Source organism: Pseudonocardia kongjuensis, from assembly GCF_039526905.1.
Classification (GTDB): Bacteria; Actinomycetota; Actinomycetes; order Mycobacteriales; family Pseudonocardiaceae; genus Pseudonocardia; species Pseudonocardia kongjuensis.
In genome coordinates, this window is record NZ_BAAAJK010000006.1 from 304,676 (window position 1) to 329,390 (window position 24,715).

Sequence of the window (24,715 nt, forward strand, 5' to 3'; positions counted from 1 at the left end):
TTGCCTCGCCTTACCGAAGGGACACCTCATGAAGTCATTGCCGCTCAGGCGGTTCCCCGTGGTCGCCACCCTGCTGTCGGCCGCGGTCGTGCTCGCCGGGTGCAGCTCCCCCGCGTCCGAGGACGGTGCGTCGGCGGACCCCGCCGACGGCCGGTTCCCGGTGACGATCACGCACGCCTTCGGCGAGACGACGATCCCCGAGAAGCCGCAGCGCATCGTCGCGCTCGGCGCCAACGACCTGGCCGTGGCCCAGGCGGTGGACGCCCCGATCGTCGGAGCCGTGCAGAACGTGAGCGGGTCCGGCCCGGTGCTGCCGTATCTCGATCCACTGCCCGCGGAGGTGCTGTCGATCAGCGGCGAGACCCCCACGATCTCGGCCGAGCAGATCGCCACCTTCGATCCGGACGTGATCCTCGCGGTGTCCGCGTGGCAGGTCGCCGACCGGGCGACCTACGACCAGCTCTCCGCGATCGCCCCGGTCGTCGCCCCGGCCGAGGGCCTCTATGCCGCCTCCATGCAGGACGACGCCCGCCAGGTCGGCCGCGCGATCGGCGAGGAGGAGAAGGTCGAGGAGCTGATCGCCACCGCCGAGGGGCAGCTCGCCGAGGTCCGCGACCAGCTCCCCGGGCTCGCCGGGAAGACCTACCTGTACGGCCAGGCGCGCGGCGAGATCCTGCCGATGGTCGTCGGTGAGCAGAACCAGTCGACGGTGTTCATGCGGGCGCTGGGCCTGGACGTCCCGCCGTCGTTCAAGGACGCTCCCGCCTCCGACGATCTCGCGCCCGGCACCGTCGGCGTGTCCTACGAGGAGGTCGGCCGGCTCTCCGACGCCGATCTGCTCATCATGACCTTCGCCGGTGCCGACGACCGGGCGACGTTCGAGGGGAACGAGCTGGTGCAGCGGGTTCGCGCGGTGCAGGAGGGCAACTACGTCCCGATCGACCTCGACACGGCCGTGGCGCTGCAGGCGCCGAACCCGGTCTCGGCCGGGTGGCTGCTCGACCAGCTCCGGCCGGCCCTGGAGAAGGTCGCCGGCTGATCGGGACCCGATGTCCTACCCGCGAGTAGGCTCGACCGCATGAACCCTCCGGACTTCGCGCTGAAGGCGATGAACGCCGGTCACCGCCTGCTGATCAAGCTCACCGGTGGCAAGGTCGGCTACTCGACGATGGGCATGCCGGTCGTGGAGCTCACCACCACCGGCCGGCGGACCGGCGAGCCGCGCACCGTGCTGCTGACCGCGCCCGTGCACGGCGACGGACGCTACGTCGTCGTCGCCTCCCGCGGCGGGGACGACAAGCACCCGGCCTGGTTCCTGAACCTGCGGGCGAACCCCGACGTCGAGGTCGCGGTGCAGGGGGGTCCGCGGGTGCCGATGCACGCCCGGGTCGCCTCCCCCGAGGAGCGGGCCGAGCTCTGGCCGACGATCACCGGGAAGTACCGCAACTACGCCGGCTACCAGCGCAGCACCGAGCGGGAGATCCCGCTGGTGCACCTCGAGCCGAAGGACTGACCGCACCCCGGGTGCGAGCGCGCACCCCTTCCACCCGGTGCGGCGCCGAGGGCGGGGTGCGGGAAGCGAAGCGCCGGGGTGCGGCGCCGAGCGCGGGGTGCGGGAAGCGAAGCGGTGGGGTGCGCCGCCGAGCGCGGGGTGCGGGAAGCGAAGCGGTGGGGTGCGCCGCCGAGCGCGGGGTGCGACACCACGCCCCGGACGCGACACGGCGTGGTCCCGAACAGCGCCGGCCGGGTTCGGGTGGCGGGCGACCCTGCGGTCAGCCCGCGGGCCCGTCCGCCGGCGCGTCCCCGGTGGCCCGCGACCGCCCGGGCGGGGTGCGCTCGTCGGGCCGCGGCCCCCAGCTCGGGTACAGCAGCGTCCCGGCCGAGTCGGTGAGTGGCTCCCCGGCCGGCAGGTCGTCCTCCGCACCCGGGACGACCGCGTCGATCCGCAGGTCGGCGGCGTGCGGCCGGCCGGCCGCGATCCAGCCGGCCGCCAGCTCGGCCAGCCGGTCGGCGGCAGCGGCACCACCGGGGCCGAACGACCGGATCGTCGCGGCGGGTTCGGCGAGCAGCAACGCGCATCCCTCGCCGGCGCTGACGCCGAGCCCCGCCCGGCCCCCGGCCAGCGGGAACAGCGCGTCGGCGAGCCGCCCGCGGGCCGGTCCCAGCAGCCGGACGACCGCGGGCTCGGCGAGCGCGCACCACAGGCCGAGGCCGTCCCAGAGATCCGACACCGATCCCGGCGTCGGCGACGGGTGATCGGTCCCGAGGTCGCGCAGTGCACGTTCGAGCACGCCCGGATCGGGGTCCGGTGCGCCGTTGCCGGAGTGCTGCACCGTCCAGCCGGACCCGGGCAGCACGGTGTCGGCGCCCGGGTCGGCGCCCGCACCGCGGAGCCGGACGAACGCGCAGCTGCGCACCGACACCGACGCGAGCCGGTGCGGACCGGTCCGTGCGAACGCCACCGACAGCTGGCTGCCGCGCACGGTCAGCGGGAGCAGCAGCCGCCCGGTCGGGGTCAGCTGCAGCACCCACTCCGGGCGGATGCCGGTGGAGCCGACGGTCAGCTCGATCCGGTCGTAGGGAGCCGACGGCGGGTACCCGTCGGCGCCGTCGGCGGTGACCACCTCGACCTCGTCGAGACCGGCCGCGAGCAGGTGGGCGCGCGCACCCTCGACGAGGTCCTCGTCGATGTCGACCGTGGTCACCGCCCCGCGGCAGCCGACGATGTGCGCGAGCAGCCCGGCGTTCCAGCCCGCTCCGGCACCGATCTCGAGGACGCGGTGGCCGGGTGCGGCGTCCAGCTGTTCCAGCATGATCGCCACCATCGACGGCTGCGACACCGAGCTGACGGTGACGCCGTCGGCCGTCTTGATCGGCACGGCCTCGTCGGCGTAGGCGTCGAGCGGGTCGCTGCCGGGCAGGAACAGGTGCCGGGGCACGGCCTGCAGGGCGGCCCGGATCCGCGGGCTGTGCACCCGGCCGTCGCGCTCCAGGTCGGCCACCAGCCGGGCCCGGGCGTCCTCCGCCGTCCGCATGCCGCGCATCCTTGCGGGTAGTCCGTCCGCAGGACAAATCCCGCCCCGGGACGAACGACGTAGCCGGACCCCGTCAGCAGCGGCTCCCGCGCACCGCGCGGTGCTCCTAGGCTCGGCGTCGTCACCGTCCCGCTCGACGAGGAGCACCGATGACCTGCCCCTCCACACATCCGGTTGCCGGCTCGCTGTTCGGCCGCCGGCACGTCGTGCTGCCCGGGACCGTCGGTGACGACGAGCTGCGCGCGCTGGCCGCCGAGGCGGTGGCGCTCCCGGCGGAGCCGGCCGGGGACGGTGGCACCGTCGCGGTCGCGTCGCTGCGCCGCCCGGTGATCGCGGACGTCGCGCTCCGGCTGAGCGGGCTCGCGGCGGCCCGGCATCTGGCGTCGCCGTTCGAACCGACCGAGGTCAGCTTCGTGACCCGGGGCGCGGTGGCTGCGGTTCCGCGGCGCGAGCAGCGCTACTACCTGGGCTGCACGGCGTCGGTGGTGCTCGCCGGGACCGGGACGCTCACCGAGCATGCCGAGCGCGACCGGGCCGATGTGCTGCACCGCAGCCGGATCGGGCCGGGGGACGTGGTCCTGCTGCGTGGCTGGAGCCCGCTCGGCGCGGCCGATCCGCGCCCCTACCTCCGCATCGTCGCCGACGGCGGTCCGCTGCTGATGATGCGTCTGCGGCAGAACCTGGTCGGTTCGACGCGGGAGCCGGCCTGGTTGCCGCTGCTCACCGAGGCCGAGATCGCCGAGGCCCGGCGGCGGGCCCGGCACTGACCCCCGCAGCCGGGCACGCTCCCGCACCGCCCCGGCCCACCCCGCGGGGGCCGACGGTCAGGGGGTGGGGGCGGCGGGGGTGAGGGTGGTGTCGAGCCACGCACCCGGGTCGAGGCCGGGCGGCAGCTGCCCGATCCCGACGATCTCGTCGTAGGCCGCCTGCCAGCGCTCCGGCGAGACGCCGAGCAGCGTCTCCCCCGAGGTGTAGGCGTCGACGTAGGCGGACAGCGCGGCCGTCGCCACCTCCGGATCGGCCAGCGCCGGGACCTCGTACTCCGAGCCGATCAGCCGCATCGTCTCGGCGAACCCGTTCGCCTCGTCGTCGATGATGAACTGCATGGCCTCCTCGACGGCGGCGGCGTAGCGCTCCAGCCGGTCGCGGGTCTGCGGGTCGGCCATCTGCTCGGCGGAGGTGACGTACATCTGGGCGCCGGCGTCGACGTCCTGGTTCGGGTCGTAGACGACGGCCTCGGGCCGGGTGCGGTCGAGGAGCACCGAGGTGTCCAGCGAGACGATGTAGGCGTCCACCCGGCCGGAGGTGAGGAGATCGAACACGCCGGGGCTCAGCCCGACGACCTGGCGGGGCACCTCCTCCGGCGGGACCCCGGCGGAGCCGGCGACCAGGTCCAGGGTGATCGAGCTGGTCCCGCCCTCGGACGGGGTTCCGACGAGCCGGCCGCGGAACTGCTCGGCCCGGGTGATCGGGGCGGCCTCGGTGGAGATCATCCGGATGGTGCCGGTGTGGATCGGCTCGCCGAACGCGAGCAGCGGGGCGTCGCGCTCACCGGCGGCTATCATCGTCTCGATGTCGCCGATCCGGGTCAGCTCGGCGCCGCCGGAGAGCACCGTCTGGATCGCGGGCGCCGAACCCTGGGTGGCCTCGAACGTGACGTCCAGGCCGCGCGCCTCGAACAGGCCGCGGGTGTCGGCGATCATCTCGGGGGCGAACGACAGGCTCTCCAGCGGCAGCACGTTGAGGAAGGTGACCGGCTCGCCGCCGCTCTCGCCGTTCCCGCCGCAGGCGGCGAGCACCGCGCAGGCGGCCAGCGCGGCGGCGCAGGTCCGGCCGATGCGACGGGCACTCCGGGTGGTCGTGGTGGTCATGGCTCACGTCTCCTCGCGTCGTTGCGATCCGTGGCGGTCCCCGGCCACAACGCTAGGAAGGACGGCGGGGACGGCGGAAATAGACGATCCGCCTGCTATATATCAATGATATTGATACTGCGTGGCAGGAACGCGACCAGCTCGGCGAGCACCTCGCCGGGGGCCTCCTCGGCCAGCAGGTGCCCGGCGTCCAGGGCCCGCCCGGTGGCGTCCGGCGCCCAGACCCGCCAGCCGTCCAGGACGTCCGGGGACCGGCCGAGCGGCCCGCGCCGCCCCCACAGGACGAGCGTCGGCGCGGTGATCGTGCGCCGGCCGCGATCGGCCTCGTCGTCGGCGGCGTCGACGTCGAATCCCGCCCGGTAGTCCTGGCACATCCCGTGCACCACCTCGGGACGCGCCCAGGCGGCGGCGTACGCGGTGAGCGCCGCCGGGTCGCAGACCTCCGCCAGCCCGCGGCCGAGGATCGCCTCCGGCTCCGCGGCGACCAGCCGCTCCGCCAGGTCGGCGGGCTGCGACAGCAGGAACCAGTGGAACGCCCCGCGGGCGAACCGGGCGTCGGCCCGGGCCAGCACGTCGGCCGTCGGCAGGATGTCCAGCACGGCCAGGGCGCTCACGGTGCCCGGATGATCCAGCGCCATCCGGTACCCGCAGCGGGCACCCCGGTCGTGCCCGACGACGGCGAACCGGTCGTGCCCGAGCGCGGCCATCACCGCGACCAGATCCGCGGCCATCGTCCGTTTGCCGGACACGGCGACGTCCGCGCCGGGCGGGAGCGTGCTGTCGCCGTAGCCGGGCAGGTCGGCCAGCACCAGGGTGCGGCCGTCGAGCAGGCCGGGGGCGATCCGGTGCCACATCACCGACGTCTGCGGCCATCCGTGCAGCAGCAGCACCGGCGGTCCCTCCCCCGCCTGCCGGACCCGCACCGTCGCACCGGACGGCGCCGGGACGTCCCGCGGACGGCCGGGCAGCCCGATCCCGCTCACCCGAGCCGGTACCAGGCGGCGGCCGTCCCGCCGCGCACCGCGGCCGACTCGTCGTCGTCCAGCACCGCGGCCAGCCGGTCGGCACCCGGGCCGTGGTCGTGCGGGTGGTCCCCCGCGTGCATCAGCAGCTCCGGGCCGAGCAGGTCGACCGCCTCCCGGGCCTGCACCGGATCGGCCGGCAGGTGGATCGGCGCGGTGGTGAACCGGACGTGCTCGCGGACGATCTCCGACGGCGGCCGGTCCACCCACGGCACCTCCCGCCAGACGCCCTTCCAGTCCTTGTCGAACCGCCACAGCAGGGGTGGCAGCCAGGTCGAGCCGCACTCGGCGACGGTCACCCGCAGCCCGGGGAGCTCGGCGAACACGCCCTCGGTCACCAGGCTCACCAGCTGGCCCTGCCCGACGACGTGCCCGTTCGCCAGGTAGTCCTCCAGGTAGCTGTGGGTCATCCCGCTCGACGTCGGCGCCTGCCCGGCGCGGCCCCAGGCGTGCAGGGTGACGACGAGACCGTGCTCGGCGGCGGCGCGCAGCACCGGCCGGTTCCGGACGTGCCCCCAGCGGGTGTCGTTGCGCACCGGCAGCAGCACCGTGACGACCTCGGATCGGGCGCCGATCCGGCCGATCTCGGCGACCGCCGCGTCGACGTCGAGGGTCGGCACCACCATCGCCACCCGCAGCCGCGGGTCGTGGGCCTGCCAGCGCTCCAGCAGCCAGTCGTTGACCGCGCGGCAGAGCGCCGCCTCGTAGTACGGGTTGCGGTTGGTCTGGAAGGTGCTGGTGCAGGTGAGGATCGCGGTGCCGGTGCCGTCCGGGGTGAGCACCCGCTCGTCCAGCTCGCCGACGTCGGACAGCGGCCGCCCGCCGGGGCCGACGCCGGGCGGGTAGGCGCCGCCCTGGGTCGGCGACAGCGACACCCCGCCGTCGGTGGTGTAGTCGCGCCAGTACGGGTCCATGTGCGCGACCAGCTCGGCCAGCGCGGACGGGACACAGTGGACGTCGGTGTCGACTCTCTCCGACCCCACGGTCACGCTCACGACGTCACCCGCTCGGGCAGGCCGTAGAGCCGGCAGGCGTTCGATCCCATGATCGACTCGCGCAGGTCGGACGGGAACAGCCGCGGCGCCGCCGTCGGCGAGTCGAAGTCCCAGTGCGGGTAGTCCGAGGCGAACATGATCCTCTCGCCCAGCCCGAGATGCCGGACGACGGTGGCCAGGTCGGCCGGGTCGCGCGGCTCCTCGATCGGCTGCGTGGTGAACCACAGGTGCTCGCGCAGGATCTCCGACGGCGGCCGGTCCAGGTGCGGGACGTCCTCGCGCAGCGCGGCCCAGCCGTCGTCGAGCGACCACATGAGCGGCGCCGCCCAGGCCAGTCCGCCCTCCACGCAGACCACCTGCAGCTCGGGGAACTCGGTGAGCACGCCCTCGCAGAGCAGGCTGGTGACCAGCGCGCCCATCATGTTGCCGTTCCAGACGTGCTCCTCGAGGTAGAACGAGGGCCAGCCGGCGCCGCGGTGCTGCTCCAGTCCGCCGGTGTGCGCGGCGACCGGCAGGCCGGCCTCGGCGGCCGCCGCGTAGATCGGCCAGTACCGGCGCCTGCCGAACCCGGACTCGCCGCCGGTGGCCAGCAGCACCTGGCAGAACCGCGGATCGCCGGCCCGCCTGCGGATCTCCGCGGCGGCCAGGTCCGGCGACTCCAGCGACACCGCGATCGACGACCGCAGCCGCGGCTCGCGGTCCAGCCAGCACTCGGCCACCCAGTCGTTGAGCGCCCGGCACAGCGAGGCGGCGAAGTCCGGCGTCTCGGCGCCCCAGCTGTGCGACTGCAGCGGGATGAGCACGCCGTGGTCGATGTCGAACTCGTCCAGCAGCTGGTCGCGGACGAGCTGCAGGTCGCTGCCCGGGAAGGCACCGTCCGGCCAGGCGTCCAACCGGTAGCCGGAGTTGCGGACCCGCGGGTAGACGTCCGGCGGGGCGGGGACCCGGCTGCCGAACAGCTCGTAGCGGCGCCGGGCGGCCGGGTCCAGCCGGCGCAGCAGCTCGGCCGGCGGGCAGGTCGGGTGGATGTCGGTGTCGACGATGGTGAAGGTGGTGCGCCGGCGGGGCGGTGCCGCCGGCGCCTCGGGTGCGGTGGTCACGGGCTCTCCCCCGGGCTCGGCACGGTGCGGGCGGGTCGCGGCGTGGTGTCGACGACGACGTGATCGCCCGAGCCGAACCGCTCCACGGTCACGTCGAAGGTCTCCGCGACGAACGGGCCGGGCCGCCGCTCGCCGGGCGCCGGATCGGTGGCACCGGCACAGTCGTCGCCGGCGGGCTCGACGCTCACCTCGTAGCTGCGGGCGGGCGGCTCCCCCGGGCCGAGGAACGACTGGCCGGTCGCCAGGTCGTACTCCCAGCCGTGCCAGGGGCAGGCGATCAGGGCGTGCTCGTCGTCGCGCTCGTAGCGCCCCGGCATGCTCGACCGGACCCACGCCTGGGTGCGGCCCCGGCACAGCGGGCCGCCCAGGTGCGGGCAGTGGTTGTTGAGTGCGTAGAACCGGTCGCCGACCCGGAAGACGCCGATCGAGCGCCGTCCGCGGGTGACGATCTTCCGTTCGCCGGGGGCGAAGTCGTCCACCCGGGCCACCACGATCCGCATGCCCCCGACGCTATGTCGCAGGTCACCCGGGCCGGAAAGAAAGAGTTGGGATGCCGGGCATCCACCCGGTCTATGGGCCGGGGCGCAACGACCGCGATGCGCTGTCCAGCATCGAGCGCAGCCAGGTGTGCGCGGCGTCGCCGGAGCGCAGCCGGTGCCACCAGAAGACCTCCACGATCGGCGGCGGGTTCCCGGGGCACGGCACGATCCGCAGGTCCGGACGGTCGGCGAAGCCGGCCGCGAGCCGTCCCTGCATGACGGCGACCCGGTCGGTCCCGGCGACGAACCACGGGGTGGCCGCGTAGCTGTCGACCCGCACCGCGACCCGCGGCCGGCTGCCGAGCATGGCGAGCAGCGGGGCGAGCGGGGAGCTCGCCGGGTACTGCGCGTCCGGATGGTTCGGGATGACCCACGGCAGCCGTTCCAGGTCGGCCAGGCCGATCCGGTCGGACACCGGGTTCGCCGCGTCGACGACGCACACCCAGCTGTCCCGGAACAGCTCCTGGCCGCACAGCTCGTCCACCTTGAACTCGGCCTTCGGCGCGGAGATGATCCCGTCCAGCGTGCGCAGCGTCTCCGGCAGGTCGGCCGGCAGCCTGCCCTTGACGACGGGGACGTGCAGCCGGACGCCGGGCGCGGCGTCGTGCACCGTGCGCGAGAGCGCCTCGCCCATCGCCGCGAGCACGTAGTCGGTGGTCATCACGGTGAACTCGTGCTCGGAGACCTCGGGCCGGAACGGCTCCTCCGGCGCGAAGAACCGCTCCAGACCCAGGCACAGCGGCTCGATCTGGACGGCGAGCCGGCGCCCGAGCGGGGACAGCACGAAGCCGCCGCGGGTGCGTTCGAGCAGGTCGTCGTCGAAGTGCCTGCGCAGCCGGGCGAGCGCGGCGCTCGCCGCGGGCTGGGTCACCCCGACCCGCTCGGCGGCCCGGGTGACGTTCCGCTCGCGCAGCAGCTCGCGCAAGATCACCAGCAGGTTGAGGTCGACGTTGGCCAGCGCGACCGCGGCGGAGCGGGGCACCTCAGGCGCCCTCCCCGTGCAGGCCGGCGACCGGCAGCACGGTCCGGACGGTCCATCCGCCGTCCGGGCGCGGGCCCGCCGAGCAGGTGCCGCCCCAGCGCTCGGCGCGCTCGCGCATCGACACCAGCCCGATGCCGCCGGGGACGCCGGTCAGCGGATCGGCCGGCCGGATCCCGGTGCCGTCGTCGGCGATCTCGACGACCAGGTCGCCGTCGCTGCGCTCGATCCGCACTCGCACCGTGTCGGCGCCGGCGTGCTTGACGGCGTTGTGCAGCGCCTCCCGGACGGTGCGGTACAGGTCGTCGGCGACGCCGGGGCCCAGTCGCGGGTCCACCGGCGCGAGGACGTCGACCCGCAGGCCGGTCCGGGACTGCACCTCGGAGGCGTGCGTACGGACCGCCTCCACCAGGTCGCCGCCGCGTGGCGCGGCCGGGTGCATCTCGCGCACCAGCAGCCGCAGGTCGTCCAGCGCGTCGGCGGACATCTCGGAGAGCTCGGTGGCCGCGCCGAGCACCCGGCTCGGGTCCGGATCGGAGCGGTCCAGCTGGCCCTGCAGCGCGGAGACCTGCATCCGGATCGAGAACAGCTGCTGCACCACCGAGTCGTGCAGGTCCCGGGCCAGCCTGCGGCGTTCCGCGGTGCGCGCCTCGGACCGCGAGCGGGCGACCAGCCGGGCGGTGTCCACGGCGACCGCGGCGTGCGCGGCCATCGCCTCCAGGAACGCCAGCGACGACGGGTCCGGCGCCTCGTCCGGCTGGTAGTAGGCGTTGATCACGCCGACGGTGGTGCCGCGCACGACCATCGGCATCGCGACGAAGCCGTCCCAGTCCGGCCGGCCCATGATCTCGTGCAGCGGCTCCCACGCCGGGTCGGACAGGATCGCCGCCCGGCGGTGCGGCACCACGACCGGCTCGCCGCGCGCGTGCGCCTCCAGGAACCGGATGTCGGCGCCGCGTTCCCGGCAGGACCGCAGCCGCCGGACGAAGTCCGGTGCGGACCCGAACCCGGCCATCCCGAGCACCTGCAGGTCGGCGGCCGGGTCGTCGACGGCCAGGATCTGCGCGGCCGCGATGTGCGCGGTGCCGATGATCTCGCGGGCGATCGCGTCCAGCGTGCTGGTCAGCGAGCCCGCCTCGGCGACCCCGGCGGCGGCCCGGACGATCGCGGTCAGCCGCTCCTGCCGGGCCAGCCGGTCGGTGACGTCGCCGAACCACACGGCCCAGCCACCGGTGCCGTCCGGCGCGATCCGGTACCGCAGCTCGCGGCCCGGGCCGTCCGGACCGGGCCGGCGCAGGATCCGGGTCCCCGACGGGCCGGCCGGGCCGGGGACGAACGGCGCCGGGGTGCCGAGCAGCTCGTCGGCCGGGCGGCCGAGCAGCGCGGCGGCGGCCGGGTTCAGCGATCGGAACCGGCCCTCGTCGTCGAGCAGGACGAGGCCGTCCGGGCACACCGCGACCAGCGCGGCGGCTCCGGGCGCATCCCGGTCCGGCACCGGAACGGTCGTCACATCGTCGTGCACCGCACCATCATGCGGTCACCCGGCGCCCGGTTCGAGCGTTTCATCAGGGTAATTGATATCGATCCGCTCCTCCGGCACCCCGAGTGCCGAGCCCAGCACGGACCGCATCATGTCCTTCGGGACGAGGCAGTCCGCGCAGGCGTCCGGCCCGGCGCTGATCCGGACCTCGAGCCGGTCGCCCGCCTCGGTCACCTCCATCGCGTAGTCGTCGGCCTCCAGGCCGGTGCGCAGCCCCTCCAGGGCGCTGTGGTCGATCGTCACGGGCGGGTCCCCTCGTTCTCGGTGCCGTTCGGGCCGGTGGGTGGGTCCAGCGGGAAGTGGCAGGCGGTGCGGTGCCCCGGCGCCAGCTCCAGGAGCACCGGCTCCTCCTCGGCGCAGCGCTGCTGCGCGCGCGGGCAGCGGGTCCGGTAGCGGCAGCCGCTGGGCGGGTCCAGCGGCGACGGCGGTTCGCCGGGCGGCGCCTTCGGCCGCCGCACCCGTCCGGTCGCCGGGTCGAGGCCGGGGATCGAGTCGAGCAGCGCCGCGGTGTAGGGGTGCCGGGGCGCCCGGTAGAGCGCGGTCGCCGGGCCGATCTCGGCGAGCTGCCCGAGGTGCATCACCGCGACCCGGTCGCTGACCTGCTTGACCAGCGCCAGGTCGTGCGCGATGAACAGGTACGACAGGCCGAGATCGGTGCGCAGCCGTTCGAACAGGTTCAGCACCTGCGCCTGGATCAGCACGTCCAGCGACGACACCGCCTCGTCGCAGATGAGCAGTGCCGGGTCCAGCGCGATCGCCCGGGCGATCGCGACCCGCTGGCACTGCCCGCCGGACAGCTCGTGCGGGCGCCGCCGCCCGTAGAGCGACGGATCGAGGCCGACCATGTCCAGCAGCTCGTCGACCCGGCGGGCGCGCGCCGACGCGGTGCCCTCCCGGTAGCCGACCAGCGGCTCGGCGACCAGCTCGGCGACCCGCCAGCGCGGGTTCAGCGAGCCGAACGGGTCCTGGTAGACCATCTGCAGCGATCGCCGGGCGCGCACCAGGTCGCGCCGGCGCAGCCCCATCAGGTCGACGCCCTGGAACTCGATCTCGCCGGACTGCGGCCGCGGTGCCTGGATCAGCGACCGGGCCAGTGTGGACTTGCCGGAGCCGGTCTCGCCGACCACGCCGAGCGTCTCGCCCGGGTAGACCTCCAGCGACACGTTCGACACGGCGTGCACGACGCCGCCCTTCACCCCGCCCGCGGCCCGCACCGGGAACTCCTGGACGACGTCGCGGGCGGCCAGCAACGGCGCCGCCGGGGCGGCCCGGGTGCCGGTGTCCCGGTGTTCGGTGACCGTCATCGCCGTCCCTCCTCGGTGCCGGTGGAGCCGCCCGGCTCGGGATGCCAGCAGGCCCAGCGGTGGCCGGGCTCGTGTTCGGCCAGCGGCGGCTCGGTCAGGCACTGCTCGTCGGCCGACGCGCAGCGCGGCCGGAACGGGCAGCCCTCGGGCAGCGCCCGCAGGTCCGGCGGCTGGCCGGGGATCACCGGCAGCAGGGTGTGCGACGGCCGGTCGAGCAGCGGGATCGCGCCGAGCAGCGCGGCCGTGTACGGCATCCGGACGGCGCCGAACAGGGTCGGTGCCGGTGCGTACTCGACGGCCCGGCCCGCGTACATCACCAGCACGTCGTCGGCGTAGCTGGCGGCCAGGCCGAGATCGTGGGAGATCATGACGACGGCGGTGCCGAGCCGCTGCTGCAGCTCGGCCAGCAGCTCCATGATCTGGGCCTGGGTGGTCACGTCGAGCGCGGTCGTCGCCTCGTCGGCGATCAGCAGCCGGGGCTGCCCGGCGAGCGCGATCGCGATCATCACCCGCTGCCGCATGCCGCCGGAGAGCTGGTGCGGGTACTCGAAGAAGCGTCGTTCCGGTGCCGGCAGCCGGACCATCGTCAGGAGCTCGACGGCGCGCTCCCGGGCGGCCCGGGCGTCGACGTCGGCGTGCACCCGGACGGCCTCGGTGATCTGGTTGCCGATCCGCATCGTCGGGTTGAGCGAGCGGGCCGGGTCCTGGAAGACCATCGCGATGTCCGCGCCGCGCCGGCGGCGCATCGCGCGCTCCCCGAGCCCGATCAGCTCGGTGCCGTCGAACATCGCCGAGCCGGTGACCCGCGCGGACTCCGGCAGCAGGCCGAGCAGCGCCCGGGAGCTCACGCTCTTGCCGGACCCGGACTCGCCGATCACCGCCAGCGTCCGGCCGGGGGCGACGCTGTAGGACAGCCCGTTGACCGCGTGTACCGGGACGCCGTCGCGGGTGAACCGGACCCGCAGGTCCCGCACCACCAGCAGCGGATCGGGTACCGGCGCCGGGCCGGTGCGGGCCGGGGCGGTGTCGGTGCCGGAGATGCTCATCGGCCGCTCCATCGTGCGCGCAGGGTCTCGCCGAGCAGGTTGAAGGTCAGGACGGTCACGAAGAGCACCAGGCACGGCCAGACGACCAGCATCGGCGTCGCGGACAGGCTCTGCTGGCCCTGGGCGATCATGTTCCCCCAGCTCGGTGCGGGTGGCGGGATGCCGAGACCGAGGAACGACAGCGCGCCCTCGATCACCATCACGATGCCCATGCCGAGCATCCCGAAGGTGATCAGCTGGGGTGCGATGTTGGGCGCGACGTGCCGCAGCAGCGTCCGGTGCCCGGGTGTGCCGCACAGCTCGGCGGCCGCCATGAACGGTTGCTCGCGCAGCCGCAGGGTGGCCGCCCTGGCGATCCGGGCGAACGCCGGGACGCTGAAGAACGCCAGCGCGAGGATGGTGTTCGTGCGGCTCGGGCCGAGGCTCTGCGCCACGGCCAGGGTGAGCACCAGCGACGGGAACGCGATCAGCACGTCCAGCACCCGCATGATGACGGTGTCGACGATCCCGCCGAGGAAGCCGGACACCGCGCCGAGGGTGCCGCCGACCAGCAGGCCCAGCAGGTTCACCGAGACGGCGACGATCAGCGACGAGCGCCCGCCGTGCAGCACCCGGGACAGGATGTCGTTGCCGTTCGGGTCGGTCCCGAGCAGGTGCCCCGGCGAGAGCGCCGGGAGGTAGCTGTCCAGCACGCTCCCGCCGATCGGCGGTGGCACCGGCAGCACCAGCGGGCCGACGAAGCAGGCCGCGGTGATCAGGGCGAGCAGCCCGCCGGGCAGCACGATCGCCGGGGTCCGGAGCAGGCCGCGCCGCCCCGGTGGTGAGGCAGGGGTGACAGGGGTTCCGGAGGTGACGGGCTCAGCGACTGCCATAGCGGATCCTCGGGTCGAGCACGGCGTAGAGCAGGTCGGCGAGCAGGTTGGCCAGCACGGCGATCACGGCGAACACGACGACGCACGCCTGCACCACCACGAAGTCCCGGGTGTTGATCGCCTGCAGGAGCAGCTGCCCGAGGCCGGGCAGCGCGAAGATCTGCTCGATGATCACGGTCGCGCCGATCAGCGTGCCCAGGTTCAGCCCGACCACGGTGATCAGCCCGAACGACGAGTTCCGGAAGGCGTGCCGGACCAGCACCCGCCACGGCCCGACGCCCTTCGCCCGGGCCGTGGTGATGTAGTCCTCGCCCTGCAGCTGGTCCACCAGGTCGCCGCGCAGGAACCGGGTGTAGAAGCAGAACAGCGGGAACGCGATCGCCACCGCGGGCAGCGCCAGCGAGTGCAGGTTGCCGGTCACGCTCTCCGAGAGCGGCACGAAGCCGATCGCCGGGAACATCGAGAACTGCACCGCGAACAGCAGCACCAGCAGCAGCGCCAGCACGTAGTTCGCGACCGACAGCCCGGTGATGCTGACCAGCATGCTGAGCCGGTCGAACAGGTGGTTCGGCCGGTAGGCGGCGAGCAGCGCGACCGGGACCGCCAGGCCGAGCGACAACACGAACGCCAGGCCGACCAGCTGCCCGGTGACGGCGAGCCGCTCCCCCAGCAACGGGGTGACCGGCTGGCCGCTGATCACCGAGTTGCCGAGGTCGCCGGTCACCGCGCCGCCGAGCCACTGCAGGTAGCGCACCGGTCCGGACCGGTCGAGCCCGAGCCGCTGTTCCAGCGCCGCGATCTGCTCGGCGGTCGCCTCCGGCCCGAGCAGCTGCTGGGCCGCCCCGCCCGGGATCAGGCTGAGCACCCAGAAGGTCAGGATGCTGGCGCCGAGCACGATCGGGATGGCCATCAGCGACCGCTTGCCGACCATCCGCAGCGCCGGCGAGCCGAGGAACGACGCGAGGCCGCCGGACCGGTCGCGGACCGGTGCGCCCGCCGTCACTGCTGCGGCTCCCGCCAGACCTCGTCCCAGTGCACGCCGGTGTTGACGACGATCGGCGGGATCTGGGTGGTCAGCCCGGGTCCGTACACCCCCGGGACCGCGAGGTTCGCCGGGGCGAACGCGAGACCGAACGGGCCGTAGTGGTTCTCGGCGATCAGCCCGCCCGCCCGGTCGTAGAGCTCCTGGCGCTCGGCGGGATCGACCGACGCGGCGGCCTCGTCGAACAGCGCGTCCAGCTCGGGATCGGCGACCCCGGAGAACGGGCTCTCCGAGTCGAACCGGAAGTTGACGCCGACACCGGCCGCCGGGTCCCAGGATCCGGCGGTCTGCAGCATCGCCTGCCAGCTGCCCGCGTTGAACGCCTGGACCAGTGTGGACAGCTCGTAGGTCTCGGTCCGGACGGTGATGCCGGCCTCCTGCCACTGCGTCTGCAGGGCGGTCATGACCTGCTCGGCGACGTAGGCGCCGAGCGTCCCGAGATCGACCTCCAGCCCACCGAGATCGGCGACGAGCTGCCGGGCCCGCTCCGGGTCGTGGCCGGTGTAGCCCTCGATCTCCTCGGTGTGGAACAGCCCGCCGGGGCCGGTGAAGCTCTGGCTGACCGGGTACTGGCCGCCGAACAGTCCCTGCGCGATCGCGTCGAAGTCGGTGGCGGCGTAGATCGCCTCGCGGGCCCGCGGGTCGTCGAACGGCGCGGCCCGGGTGTTGAGCTGGACGACGTAGGGCGACGTCGCGGGCTGCACCGTCACGCTGAGCTGCCCCTGCGACTGCGCCTGCTCCAGCAGCGGGGTGGTGGTCAGCCCCTCGTACGCCTGCGCCTGACCGGCCAGCAGCGCCTGGTAGGCGGGCTGGTCGCCGCCGATCGACTGGAAGGTCAGCCGGTCCAGGTAGGGCAGCCCGTCCTTGAAGTAGTCGGGATTGCGCTCCAGCACCAGCTCCGAGCTGAGCTGGTTCGACACCACGGTGAACGGCCCGGCGCCGACCGGCTCGATCGCGAACGCGTCCTCGCCCTTCTCGGCGAGCGCGGTCGGTGAGGCGATCCAGTTCACGTTCGTCACCGGCATCGCATTGATCACCGCGGCGTAGGGCCGGGTGAACTCCAGCAGGACCGTCAGCGGGCCGTCGGTGGTGATCCCGCCGTCGGCGAGCGGCCAGTTCGGCGAGCAGGTGCACGGCGAGTCGACGGCCCGGCGGAAGTTGGCGGCGACCGCCTCGGCGTCGAACGGGGTGCCGTCGGTGAACCGCATGCCCTCGCGCAGCGTGATCCGGACGGTCCGCCCGTCGTTCTCGATGGAGCTGCTCTCGGCCTGGTGCGGCTCGACCCGGGCGTTCGTGCCGTCGTCGTCGGCGACGAGCCGGAACAGCCCGCCGTAGATCGCGCTCATCTGCGGCACGTTCGCGCCGCCGGTGGTGTTGGTGGCCGGGTCCAGGCCGGTCGGCCAGCCGCCGGCGAACGACGCGTCCTCCAGCACGGTCAGCTCACCGCCCTGCTGCGGCGGCCCGGAGGGTTCCGCGGGACCGCCGCCCGCGGTCGTGGCCGCCCCACCTCCGCAGCCGGCCACGACCATGGCCGTGGCCAGCAGCAGGGCCGGCAGGTGCATCCGTCGTCTCACGGGGCACTCCCGTTCGGTTCGGACCGGCCCGCCCGCCCATCGGCGGCGACGTCCGGTCGGTGGTGGGGACCCGGGCACCGGGCGGTCGGGGCCGCCGGCGGGCGTGACCGGGCTCACTGTGACGTCGACCAGCGTCGAGCAGCGCCGCAGTCGCGGTGGAGGGCGCTTTCGCCCGACGGAAGACAACTTGGGCGCCCCGACGGGCCACCCACGACGAATGACGTAGACCGGCCTGTCCCATCCGACCCGTTCGTCGGCGGGAACCTTGTGACGCAGCGTGTGGCCTGCGGAGACTGGTCGGGCGCCGGCCCCGGCCGGCACACGACGTGGACGCTGGACGAGGGGGTCGGGCGTGGTGGAACGCTGCCGGACGACTGACACGGCGACGCGGGCTGCGAGGGCCGTGCGATGACGGTGACGGCCGAGCGCGGCCCCGGCTGGGCACCCGAACCCGATCCCGACGACGCCGGCCGCCGGGTCACCGCGGCCGGCCGGATGCTGGCCGTGCTCGACGCCTTCGGCCCCCGGCACCGGACGCTCACACTCAGCGACATCGCGCGCCGCGGCGGGCTCAGCCTGTCCACCGCGCACCGGCTGGTGCACGAGCTTCTGGCGTGGGGCGCGCTGGAACGCGACGGTGAGGGCCGCTACTCGGTCGGCCTGCGGCTGCTGGAGCTCTCCGCGCTCGCGCCGCGCGGGCTCGGCCTGCGCGAGGCCGCCTACCCGCATCTGGAGGACCTGCACCGGGCCACCCGCGGCAACGTCCACCTCGGCGTGCGGGACGGCACCGGCGTGGTCTACGTCGAGGCGATCCGGGCCCGCGTCCGCAACCCGGTGAACAGCCGGGTCGGCGACCGCTGGCCGATGCACGCCACCGGGACCGGCCTGGTCCTGCTCGCGCACGCCGAGCCCGAGTTCCAGGAGCAGGTGCTGAGCTCGCCGCTGGAGCGCTTCAGCCCGATGACCGTCGTCGACCCGGACGAGCTGCGCCGCACCCTGGCCTCGATCCGGCAGACCGGGGTCGCGGTGGCCCGCGGGCAGATCACCGTGCCCGACCTGGTCGTCGCGGTGCCGGTGCACGACGCCGGCGGCCGGGTCGCCGCCGCCGTCAGCGTGGTCGTGGAGGCGACCGACGCGCGCACCCGGGAGCTGGCGGGGGTGCTGACCCAGGCCTCCCGGGCGATCTCCCGGACCCTCGGCCCGCGGCCGGTCGCCGGCCTCTGACCCGCCCCGCCGCGCGCCGCGCCGCACCTCTCGTCCCGCCGAGATGCAGCTCAGCGGGAATTGTCGATCTTCGCGGCCCGCTGATCTGCATCTCGGTGACGGGAGGGGTGCGGCGACGCGTCGAGCGCTTGCCACGAATCCTGAACACGTTCAGAATTGTGATGTGCCGACCGAGATCCAGTGGAGTGAGTTGCAGCGCGACCCGAAGGGTGTGGCGGCCCTCGCCGACCAGGGCGAGGTCCGGGTGCGGCGACGCGACGGAGCAGCGCTGCTGCTGGTCAGCGAGGAGTCCGCCGACGCGGCCGCGATCGGCGCGGTCAGCGCGGCCCGGGCGCTGCGCAACGCGCTGGCGCACCTGTCCGCCGAGGAGGGAGTCGCGGTACTGAGCGAGGAGTTCTCCTGGCTCGATCTGCTTCCGGACGACGAGCGGCGTCGCTTCGCCGTCGATTTCGTGCGTGCCGTGTCGGCCTCAGCCGAGCTGGGGCGCTGGTCGGTCCTCGCCCAGGTCGTCGTCGAGTGGCGGGCGACCGCAGCGGCATACGCCGATCCGTCCCTGGTCGCGGAGCTGACCGGTCCCCTCGACACGGATCTCGGACCGGTCCCCGCGCCGGACCGGGCCTGACCCGGTGCCGGCGAAGCGCGGAGACCGCGTTGCGCCGCCGGCGGGGCCCGACGGCTGGGAGCCCCGCTTCGCCACCTCCGAAGCCGCCAAGGGCTGGGAGGAACTGTGCCGCGGAGCGGCGCCCAACACGTGGGCGGCGTGGCTCGTCCTGACCGAACGACCGACCACCCCTCAGAACCCAGCCCGCCAACACCGATTGCGCGGCGCACTCGGTACCCGGTCGGTGGGCGGGCGAGACCTGGAGCAGTGGCAGTACGAGGTCACCGCCGGTGGCCGGATCTGGTACTGCCCCGATCCGGAACGTCGGATCGTCTGGGTGGTGGCCGCGGGCCCTGGGCACCCGAAGGCCACTGAGTGATCCATATCGCGCCGTCGCACCCCGTGTCCCGCCGAGATGCAGATCAGCGGGAATTGTCGATCTTCGCGGCCCGCTGAGCTGCATCTCGGCGGGACGCGGGGTGCGACAGCGTGGCCGGGCCGGGCCGGGCGGGTCAGGGCGGCGGGTCGACCCCGAGCCAGCGGAAGGTGTTGTGCCACAGGATGTCGTCCAGCTCGGCCGGGGACAGGTCCAGCGAGCGCAGGGTCCGCCCGCAGGGCTCCTCCCGGGGCATCGCCGGGAAGTCGGAGCCGGCCAGCAGCCGGTCGTGGCCGAGCAGGTCGACCAGGTAGCGCAGGGCGCGGTGGTCGAAGACCATCGTGTCGTAGAAGAAGTGGCGGGCGTAGTCCAGCGGGGACGGGCCGTCGTCGTGCGCGAAGGCCCGCTCCGGCACCGCGGGCTCCTCGTTCCAGGTGCCGCTCCAGAAGTACTGCGCCCGCGGCAGGACGAGCGGGAACCCGCCGGCCGCGTGCGAGAACGACAGCCGCAGGTCGGGGCACTCGGCCGCGGTCCCGCCGGTGATCATCGAGGCGGCCGCGGTGGCGCCCTGCAGGCCGACCACGTGGGTGCCCATCGCCGACGCCGGGAGCTGGTCGGTCGGGGCGGGCATGGCGTGCACGAAGACCGGCAGCCCGAGCCGCTCCGCCTCGGCGAAGAACGGCCGGAACCGCTCGTCGCCGATCGGCCGGCCGAGCACGCCGGAGGCGATCTCGACGCCGTGCAGGCCGGCGTCGCGGATCTGCTTCAGCTCGGCGGTGGCGGTGTCCGGGTCCTGCAGCGGGACGATGCCGAAGCCGTAGAGCCGGCCCGGGGCGGCGGCGCACAGCGTCGTGGTGAACTCGTTGACGTGCCGGGCGAGCGACAGCCCGTCGGCGACGGGCAGGTCGTAGCGCAGCAGCGGCGGCATCGGGGTGATCACCTCGGCGTCCACACCGGACGCGTCCTGCGCCTCGATCCGCTTCTCGGCGTCGAAGAAGGCGGCCTTCGCGGTGAACCGCAGCGCACCGAACACCAGCAGCCGGGCGTCGGTGCCGTCGACCGGCTCCATCCGCGGGAAGCAGTCCGGGGCGTCGTCGGGGTAGTCGTGCGGCAGCAGGTGGGCGTGCGCGTCGACCAGCACGGCGGCTCCTCAGGGCAGGTGGGGATGGACCGACACGTGCACCGCGCGCTCGCCGGGCTCGTCCCCGGCGAGGGTGCGCAGCGCGAGCGCGGTGTCGTCGAGCCCGAACGTGTGGGTGTGCAGCTTCGCCAGCGGGAACCGGCCGGACTCGATGATCGCGATGGCCTCGGCGTAGCCGCGGGCGTCGACGCCGAACGCGCCGCGCACGGTCAGCGCCCGGTTGATGATCAGGTCGGTGTTCAGCGGGTTCTCCCGGCCGCCCTTGAGCCCGGCGAGCACCACGGTGCCGCCGTGCTTCGCGGCGCGCAGCGCCTGGGTGAGCGGGGCGGCGGCCATCGGGGTCAGCTCCAGGACGATGTCGGCCCCGGCCCCGCCGGTCAGGTCGAGCACCGTCTCGACCGGGTCCTCGGCGCCGTCCCCGTCGACGACGACGGTGTGGTCGGCGCCGAACTCCCTGGCCAGCTCCAGCTTGTGCACGTCGGACTCCAGGCCGGTGACGACGATCGTCCCGGCCCCCGCCGCGCGGGCGGCGATCACCGAGGCGATCCCGCGCTGGCCGGCGCCGAGCACCAGCACGGTGTCGCCGAGCCCGACGCCACCGAGGTGCACCGCCCACCGGACGCCCGCGCCGAGCGGATTGAACATCACCGCCAGCTCGGCGGGCAGGTTCCGGTCGACCTTGTGCAGCACCGCGTTCGGTGACAGGTAGAGGTGTTCGGCCATCCCGCCGAACAGCGACGGCGCGACGTCGGTCCCGGTGACGCCGTGCGCGTTGCCGCGGTTGCGGCAGGACTGGTAGCGGCCGGTGAGGCAGTCGTGGCAGGCCCGGCAGGGCACGATCACCTCGAGCGCGACCCGGTCGCCGGGCTCGACGCCCCAGCGGGCGGCGGCCCGCTCGCCGACCTCCTCGATGATCCCGAGCGGCTCGTGCCCGGGGATCACCGGTCCGCCCGAGCCCATCCGCATGTGGCCGCGGAACATCTCGACGTCGCTGCCGCAGATGCCGTTCGCCTCGACCCGCAGCAGGCCGTCGTCGGCGCCGATGGTGGGGCGCGGGAACTCGCGCAGCTCGATCGTGCCGGGTGCGGTCTGCACGGCGGCGCGTACCTGGTCGGTCATCGGGTGTCTCCTTCGTCGGCGGGTCGGGGCAGCGGGAACGGGCTGAGCCCGCCGCCGTCGAGGACGAGGGTCTGCGCGGTGACGTAGCCGGCGTCCTCGGCGGCGAGGTAGGCGACGGCCGCGGCGACGTCGTCGGGGCGGCCGGCCCGGCCGACCGGGATGGACCGCCCGCGGGCGGCGACCGCGGCGGCGGCGGCCTCGTCGTCCAGCGTGGGATCGAGCACCGCGCGGCTGGTGGCGAGCAGGCCGGGGCAGATCGCGTTGACCGTGATCCCCCATCCGGCGACGTCCATCGCGAGCGCCCGGGTCAGGCCGATCACCCCCGCCTTGGACGCCGAGTAGGCGGCCGAGCGCGGCGCCGCGGACAGCCCGGCCATCGACGAGATGTTGACGATGCGGCCGTACCGCTGCCCGCGCATCACCGGCACCGCCTCCCGGCACATCAGGAAGGTGCCGGTCAGGTTGGTGTGCAGCAGCTCCTGCCACACCTGCAGCGAGGTCTCGCAGACGTCGGCCCGGTCGGCGCCCTGCGGTGCGGCGGCGTTGTTGACCAGCACGTCGAGCCGGCCGAACCCGTCGACGGCGGTGCCGACCATCCGGGCGGCGTCGTCCGGGTGGCCGATGTCGCCGAGCGCGGCGACGGCGCGGCCGCCGCTGCCGGTGAGCTCGGCGACGAGCGTCGCGAGCCCGTCGTGGGTCCCGGTTCCGGTGTGCGCCGCCTGCCGGGCGTTGGGCACGCCGCCGGGCACCCGGTCGGTGACGACGACGGCGTACCCGGCCCGGGCGAGCCGGCGGGCGATCCCCTGCCCGGCGCCGTCCGGCTTGCCGCAGCCGGTGACCAGTGCGACCCGGGCGGTCACCGGGCACCTCCCACGGACCGGGTGGCGCCGTGCCCGGCGACCGAACGGACCGGCGGCCCGGCCGGGAACCGGTGCGGCGGCCCGCCCTCCACCGCGAGGGTGTGCCCGGAGATCCAGCGGGCGTGCGCGCCGAGCAGGAACGCGGCCGCGGCGGCGACGTCCCAGGCGGTGCCCTCGGTCTTCAGCGCGGTCGAGTCCCGGCGCGCGGCGCGCAGGTCCTCGCTCATGTTCGCGGCGGCGAACGACCCCCAGATCGCGCCGACCTGCACGCAGTTGACCCGGATGCCCTGCGGTCCCAGCGTCGTCGCGGCGCCCTCGGTGAGGTTCTCCAGCCCGGCCTTGGCGACGCAGTAGACCATCCCGGGCCCGCGCATCCGGACCCCGACCGAGGACACGTTGACGATCGACGAGCCTGGTGGCAGCAGCGGCACGGCGTGCCGGGTGACCTGCCAGGCGGAGGTGAGGTTGAGCCGGAGCAGCTCGTCGAACCGCTCCGGGGTGACGTCGAACAGTCCGGCCCGGTCCCCGACGGCGACGTTGTTGACCAGCCCGTCGAGCCCGTCGAGCAGGTCGGCGGCCCGGGCGACGGCGGTGCCGCACTCCTGGTCGGTGGTGACGTCGGCGACGACCGGGACGGCCCGCCCACCGTCGGCGGTGATCCGCTCGACGGTCCGGCCCGCGGCGGCCGGATCGCGGTCGAGCACCGCGACCCGGGCGCCCTGGGCGGCCGCGAGCCGGGCCGTCGCGTAGCCGACGCCGGGCAGCGCGCCGTTCTGCCCGGCACCGGTGACGAGCACGGCGCGCCCGTCCATCGGCCGGTCACCGGCGGCGAACGGGTTCTCCAGCGGGCCGGTCACCGGGTCACCCCGGCCACCGGGACCGCGGTGCCCGACCAGTCGGAGAACAGCCGCACCACCATCGAGATGCCGGCGTTGCGGGCACCGGCGACGGCCAGCAGCAGGTTCTCCCGCCCGGGACCGGCGAGCAGCGGATCGAAGCCGTCGGCGCGGGTGCCGTCGGCGAACCGGACCTGACCGTCCAGGCCGTCCTTCCCGGCCCGGGCCAGGTCGGCGACGCTGCGCCCGCAGTGCTCGGCGAGCCAGGCCCGCACCTGCGCGCGGCCGAACCCGGCGGCGGCGAGCTGCTGGGCGTGCTCGGGGCAGAACACGATCCCGGCGCTCGCGTGCCGGAAGATCCAGGCGCCGGTGCGGGAGATCGTGTCGGCGACGTCGGCGAGCAGCTGCTCGGCCGAGCCGGTGTGCCGGTTGTCGACGTACTCGCAGGTCCGCAGCAGGGTCGCGGACACCGCGGACTCCCCCGGCGCGACGCCGGCCTCGACCGACAGCGGCTCCCAGGGGCTCTCCTCCTCGTTCTCGGCGATGCAGATCTGCCAGCGTCCGGGCAGTCCCTGGGTGGCCTGCTCCAGGGCGTGCGGGTGCACGCCGTAGACGTTGCGCACGATCAGCCCGATGGTCCGGGCGACGGTGGCGTTCGGCCGGAAGCCGGGCCCGAACACCCCGCCGGTGGCGTTGAACCCGAGCTCCTCGCGGACCGGGCCGTTGACCACGATCAGCGGGGCCGGGCCGCTGGTCGACTGCCAGCCCCCGCCGCCGGTGGCGCGCTCGGCGGTCAGTGCCGCCCAGGCCGCGAGGACGACCGGGAAGTACTCCGGACGGCAGCCCGCCAGCACCGCGTTGATCGCGGCCAGCTCGACGGTGACCGCCCGGTCGAGCTGCGGCAGCCTGCCGATCTCGGTGTCCGGGGCGAGATCGGTGGTGGCCAGGAAGCGGTCGACCAGCGCGCGCGACGGGGGCACCACCGGCAGCCCGTCGGTCCAGCCCTGCTCGTAGCAGTGTTCGACGGCGGCGGCGGCGAGATCCGGGTCCGGGTCGGTCCCGGCGGTCACCGCTGCGCCCCGGTGAGCAGGGCGGCGACGTCGGCGGCGAGCAGCGCGGCCCGTTCCCGGACCTGGTCCGGTTCGAGGACCGCGACCGGGTGCGGGGTGGTCAGGTAGCGGTAGCCGGCGGCGCCGCGCAGCGCCGCCATCGTGTCGGCGGTGGCGGCGAAGGCGTCGCTGCAGATCACCGCCGCGGGCACCCCGGCGCGCTCGAACAGCACGCCGTCGGCGACCGCGGACGCGCTGCACGAGCCGCAGTCCCCTACCCCGGTGACGACGACGTCGCAGCCGTGGGCGTACTCGTCGATCAGCTCGTCGGGCGCCGGGACGGCGAACTGCCGTTTCGTCCGCGCCACGGTGACCCCGGCGGCGCCGTGCTCGGCGACGAGCAGCCGGGCCAGCTCGGTGAGCAGCAGGTCGGCGTTCTTCTTGGTGTTCTCCAGGACGCCGATCCGCAGGCCGGTCAGGTCCGGGCGGCGCGGCGCGAGCAGCGCGGCGCCCGGCCCCGGCTCGGTCGCGGCGGCACCCCGGCCGGTCGGGTCGAGGATGGGATTGGACTGGTCAGGCACGTGTCGTCT

Annotated in this window: 26 protein-coding genes; 6 read left to right on the forward strand and 20 right to left on the reverse strand. The window is 74.7% G+C overall.

From position 1 onward, the window contains the following. Positions 1 to 58: 58 nt before the first annotated feature. Both ABD160_RS09055 and ABD160_RS09060 read left to right on the forward strand, forming a co-directional pair. A complete protein-coding gene (locus ABD160_RS09055) occupies positions 59 to 1,039 on the forward strand; it encodes an ABC transporter substrate-binding protein (protein ID WP_344020384.1) in 981 nt (326 codons plus the stop codon). Between the two features lie 39 nt (positions 1,040 to 1,078). Continuing rightward, complete coding sequence (locus ABD160_RS09060; protein WP_344020386.1) at positions 1,079 to 1,513, forward strand: nitroreductase family deazaflavin-dependent oxidoreductase; 435 nt, start codon at positions 1,079 to 1,081, stop codon at positions 1,511 to 1,513. 259 nt (positions 1,514 to 1,772) lie between these two features. Here ABD160_RS09060 and ABD160_RS09065 read toward each other — a convergent pair whose 3' ends face one another. Next, positions 1,773 to 3,035 (reverse strand): methyltransferase domain-containing protein, encoded by a 1,263-nt coding sequence (locus tag ABD160_RS09065; RefSeq protein WP_344020388.1) that lies wholly within the window; start codon positions 3,033 to 3,035, stop codon positions 1,773 to 1,775. Positions 3,036 to 3,184: 149 nt separating this feature from the next. On the opposite strand from ABD160_RS09065, the gene ABD160_RS09070 reads away from it, so the two are divergent. Then, the gene (locus ABD160_RS09070) at positions 3,185 to 3,802 is read left to right on the forward strand and encodes a hypothetical protein (RefSeq protein ID WP_344020390.1); all 618 of its coding nucleotides are present in this window, start codon (positions 3,185 to 3,187) and stop codon (positions 3,800 to 3,802) included. 57 nt (positions 3,803 to 3,859) lie between these two features. On the opposite strand, the gene ABD160_RS09075 is transcribed toward ABD160_RS09070, so the two are convergent. From ABD160_RS09075 to ABD160_RS09135, 13 genes are all read right to left on the reverse strand, one after another. Further along, positions 3,860 to 4,906 (reverse strand): ABC transporter substrate-binding protein, encoded by a 1,047-nt coding sequence (locus ABD160_RS09075; protein ID WP_344020392.1) that lies wholly within the window; start codon positions 4,904 to 4,906, stop codon positions 3,860 to 3,862. 95 nt (positions 4,907 to 5,001) lie between these two features. Further along, positions 5,002 to 5,889 (reverse strand): alpha/beta fold hydrolase, encoded by an 888-nt coding sequence (locus ABD160_RS09080; RefSeq protein WP_344020394.1) that lies wholly within the window; start codon positions 5,887 to 5,889, stop codon positions 5,002 to 5,004. After that, on the reverse strand, positions 5,886 to 6,923 hold the full coding sequence (locus tag ABD160_RS09085) for an amidohydrolase family protein (protein WP_344020396.1): 1,038 nt from the start codon (positions 6,921 to 6,923) through the stop codon (positions 5,886 to 5,888). The genes ABD160_RS09080 and ABD160_RS09085 overlap by 4 nt, the downstream gene beginning before the upstream one ends. Beyond that, entirely contained in the window at positions 6,920 to 8,023 is a 1,104-nt protein-coding gene (locus ABD160_RS09090) for an amidohydrolase family protein (RefSeq protein WP_344020399.1), read from the reverse strand. The genes ABD160_RS09085 and ABD160_RS09090 overlap by 4 nt, the downstream gene beginning before the upstream one ends. Then, the gene (locus tag ABD160_RS09095; protein WP_344020401.1) at positions 8,020 to 8,523 is read right to left on the reverse strand and encodes a Rieske (2Fe-2S) protein; all 504 of its coding nucleotides are present in this window, start codon (positions 8,521 to 8,523) and stop codon (positions 8,020 to 8,022) included. The genes ABD160_RS09090 and ABD160_RS09095 overlap by 4 nt, the downstream gene beginning before the upstream one ends. Before the next feature lie 70 nt (positions 8,524 to 8,593). After that, positions 8,594 to 9,544: a LysR family transcriptional regulator gene (locus ABD160_RS09100; RefSeq protein ID WP_344020403.1), complete on the reverse strand. Its 951-nt coding sequence runs from the start codon at positions 9,542 to 9,544 to the stop codon at positions 8,594 to 8,596. A 1-nt stretch (position 9,545) separates the two neighbouring features. After that, complete coding sequence (locus ABD160_RS09105; RefSeq protein ID WP_344020405.1) at positions 9,546 to 11,063, reverse strand: PAS domain-containing sensor histidine kinase; 1,518 nt, start codon at positions 11,061 to 11,063, stop codon at positions 9,546 to 9,548. Positions 11,064 to 11,078: 15 nt separating this feature from the next. Next, entirely contained in the window at positions 11,079 to 11,324 is a 246-nt protein-coding gene (locus tag ABD160_RS09110; protein WP_344020407.1) for a hypothetical protein, read from the reverse strand. Beyond that, positions 11,321 to 12,385 (reverse strand): ABC transporter ATP-binding protein, encoded by a 1,065-nt coding sequence (locus tag ABD160_RS09115; protein ID WP_344020409.1) that lies wholly within the window; start codon positions 12,383 to 12,385, stop codon positions 11,321 to 11,323. The genes ABD160_RS09110 and ABD160_RS09115 overlap by 4 nt, the downstream gene beginning before the upstream one ends. After that, on the reverse strand, positions 12,382 to 13,431 hold the full coding sequence (locus ABD160_RS09120; protein WP_344020411.1) for an ABC transporter ATP-binding protein: 1,050 nt from the start codon (positions 13,429 to 13,431) through the stop codon (positions 12,382 to 12,384). The genes ABD160_RS09115 and ABD160_RS09120 overlap by 4 nt, the downstream gene beginning before the upstream one ends. Next, complete coding sequence (locus ABD160_RS09125) at positions 13,428 to 14,303, reverse strand: ABC transporter permease (RefSeq protein WP_344020413.1); 876 nt, start codon at positions 14,301 to 14,303, stop codon at positions 13,428 to 13,430. Before ABD160_RS09125 ends, ABD160_RS09120 begins: the two co-directional genes overlap by 4 nt. Beyond that, on the reverse strand, positions 14,290 to 15,306 hold the full coding sequence (locus tag ABD160_RS09130; protein WP_344020415.1) for an ABC transporter permease: 1,017 nt from the start codon (positions 15,304 to 15,306) through the stop codon (positions 14,290 to 14,292). The genes ABD160_RS09125 and ABD160_RS09130 overlap by 14 nt, the downstream gene beginning before the upstream one ends. Beyond that, the gene (locus ABD160_RS09135) at positions 15,303 to 16,919 is read right to left on the reverse strand and encodes an ABC transporter substrate-binding protein (protein WP_344020417.1); all 1,617 of its coding nucleotides are present in this window, start codon (positions 16,917 to 16,919) and stop codon (positions 15,303 to 15,305) included. Before ABD160_RS09135 ends, ABD160_RS09130 begins: the two co-directional genes overlap by 4 nt. Before the next feature lie 408 nt (positions 16,920 to 17,327). Between ABD160_RS09135 and ABD160_RS09140 the strand changes: the two genes are divergently transcribed. From ABD160_RS09140 to ABD160_RS09150, 3 genes are all read left to right on the forward strand, one after another. Then, entirely contained in the window at positions 17,328 to 18,143 is an 816-nt protein-coding gene (locus ABD160_RS09140; RefSeq protein ID WP_425563593.1) for an IclR family transcriptional regulator, read from the forward strand. Between the two features lie 163 nt (positions 18,144 to 18,306). Further along, entirely contained in the window at positions 18,307 to 18,765 is a 459-nt protein-coding gene (locus ABD160_RS09145; protein ID WP_344020418.1) for a hypothetical protein, read from the forward strand. 223 nt (positions 18,766 to 18,988) lie between these two features. Continuing rightward, positions 18,989 to 19,123: a hypothetical protein gene (locus ABD160_RS09150; protein WP_344020419.1), complete on the forward strand. Its 135-nt coding sequence runs from the start codon at positions 18,989 to 18,991 to the stop codon at positions 19,121 to 19,123. 133 nt (positions 19,124 to 19,256) lie between these two features. On the opposite strand, the gene ABD160_RS09155 is transcribed toward ABD160_RS09150, so the two are convergent. Genes ABD160_RS09155 through ABD160_RS09180 form a run of 6 tightly spaced genes read right to left on the reverse strand, consistent with a single transcriptional unit; the run spans position 19,257 to position 24,706 of the window. Continuing rightward, positions 19,257 to 20,261, reverse strand: coding sequence for an amidohydrolase family protein (locus ABD160_RS09155; RefSeq protein ID WP_344020421.1), 1,005 nt, complete (start codon positions 20,259 to 20,261; stop codon positions 19,257 to 19,259). A gap of 9 nt (positions 20,262 to 20,270) precedes the next feature. Next, positions 20,271 to 21,380 (reverse strand): zinc-dependent alcohol dehydrogenase, encoded by a 1,110-nt coding sequence (locus tag ABD160_RS09160; protein WP_344020423.1) that lies wholly within the window; start codon positions 21,378 to 21,380, stop codon positions 20,271 to 20,273. Then, the gene (locus ABD160_RS09165; protein WP_344020425.1) at positions 21,377 to 22,240 is read right to left on the reverse strand and encodes an SDR family NAD(P)-dependent oxidoreductase; all 864 of its coding nucleotides are present in this window, start codon (positions 22,238 to 22,240) and stop codon (positions 21,377 to 21,379) included. Before ABD160_RS09165 ends, ABD160_RS09160 begins: the two co-directional genes overlap by 4 nt. Continuing rightward, positions 22,237 to 23,097, reverse strand: a complete 861-nt coding sequence (locus tag ABD160_RS09170; protein WP_344020427.1) for an SDR family NAD(P)-dependent oxidoreductase — start codon at positions 23,095 to 23,097, stop codon at positions 22,237 to 22,239. Before ABD160_RS09170 ends, ABD160_RS09165 begins: the two co-directional genes overlap by 4 nt. Further along, a complete protein-coding gene (locus tag ABD160_RS09175; RefSeq protein ID WP_344020429.1) occupies positions 23,094 to 24,146 on the reverse strand; it encodes a hypothetical protein in 1,053 nt (350 codons plus the stop codon). Before ABD160_RS09175 ends, ABD160_RS09170 begins: the two co-directional genes overlap by 4 nt. Continuing rightward, positions 24,143 to 24,706, reverse strand: a complete 564-nt coding sequence (locus tag ABD160_RS09180; RefSeq protein WP_344020431.1) for a UGSC family (seleno)protein — start codon at positions 24,704 to 24,706, stop codon at positions 24,143 to 24,145. Before ABD160_RS09180 ends, ABD160_RS09175 begins: the two co-directional genes overlap by 4 nt. Between the last annotated feature and the right edge of the window lie 9 nt (positions 24,707 to 24,715).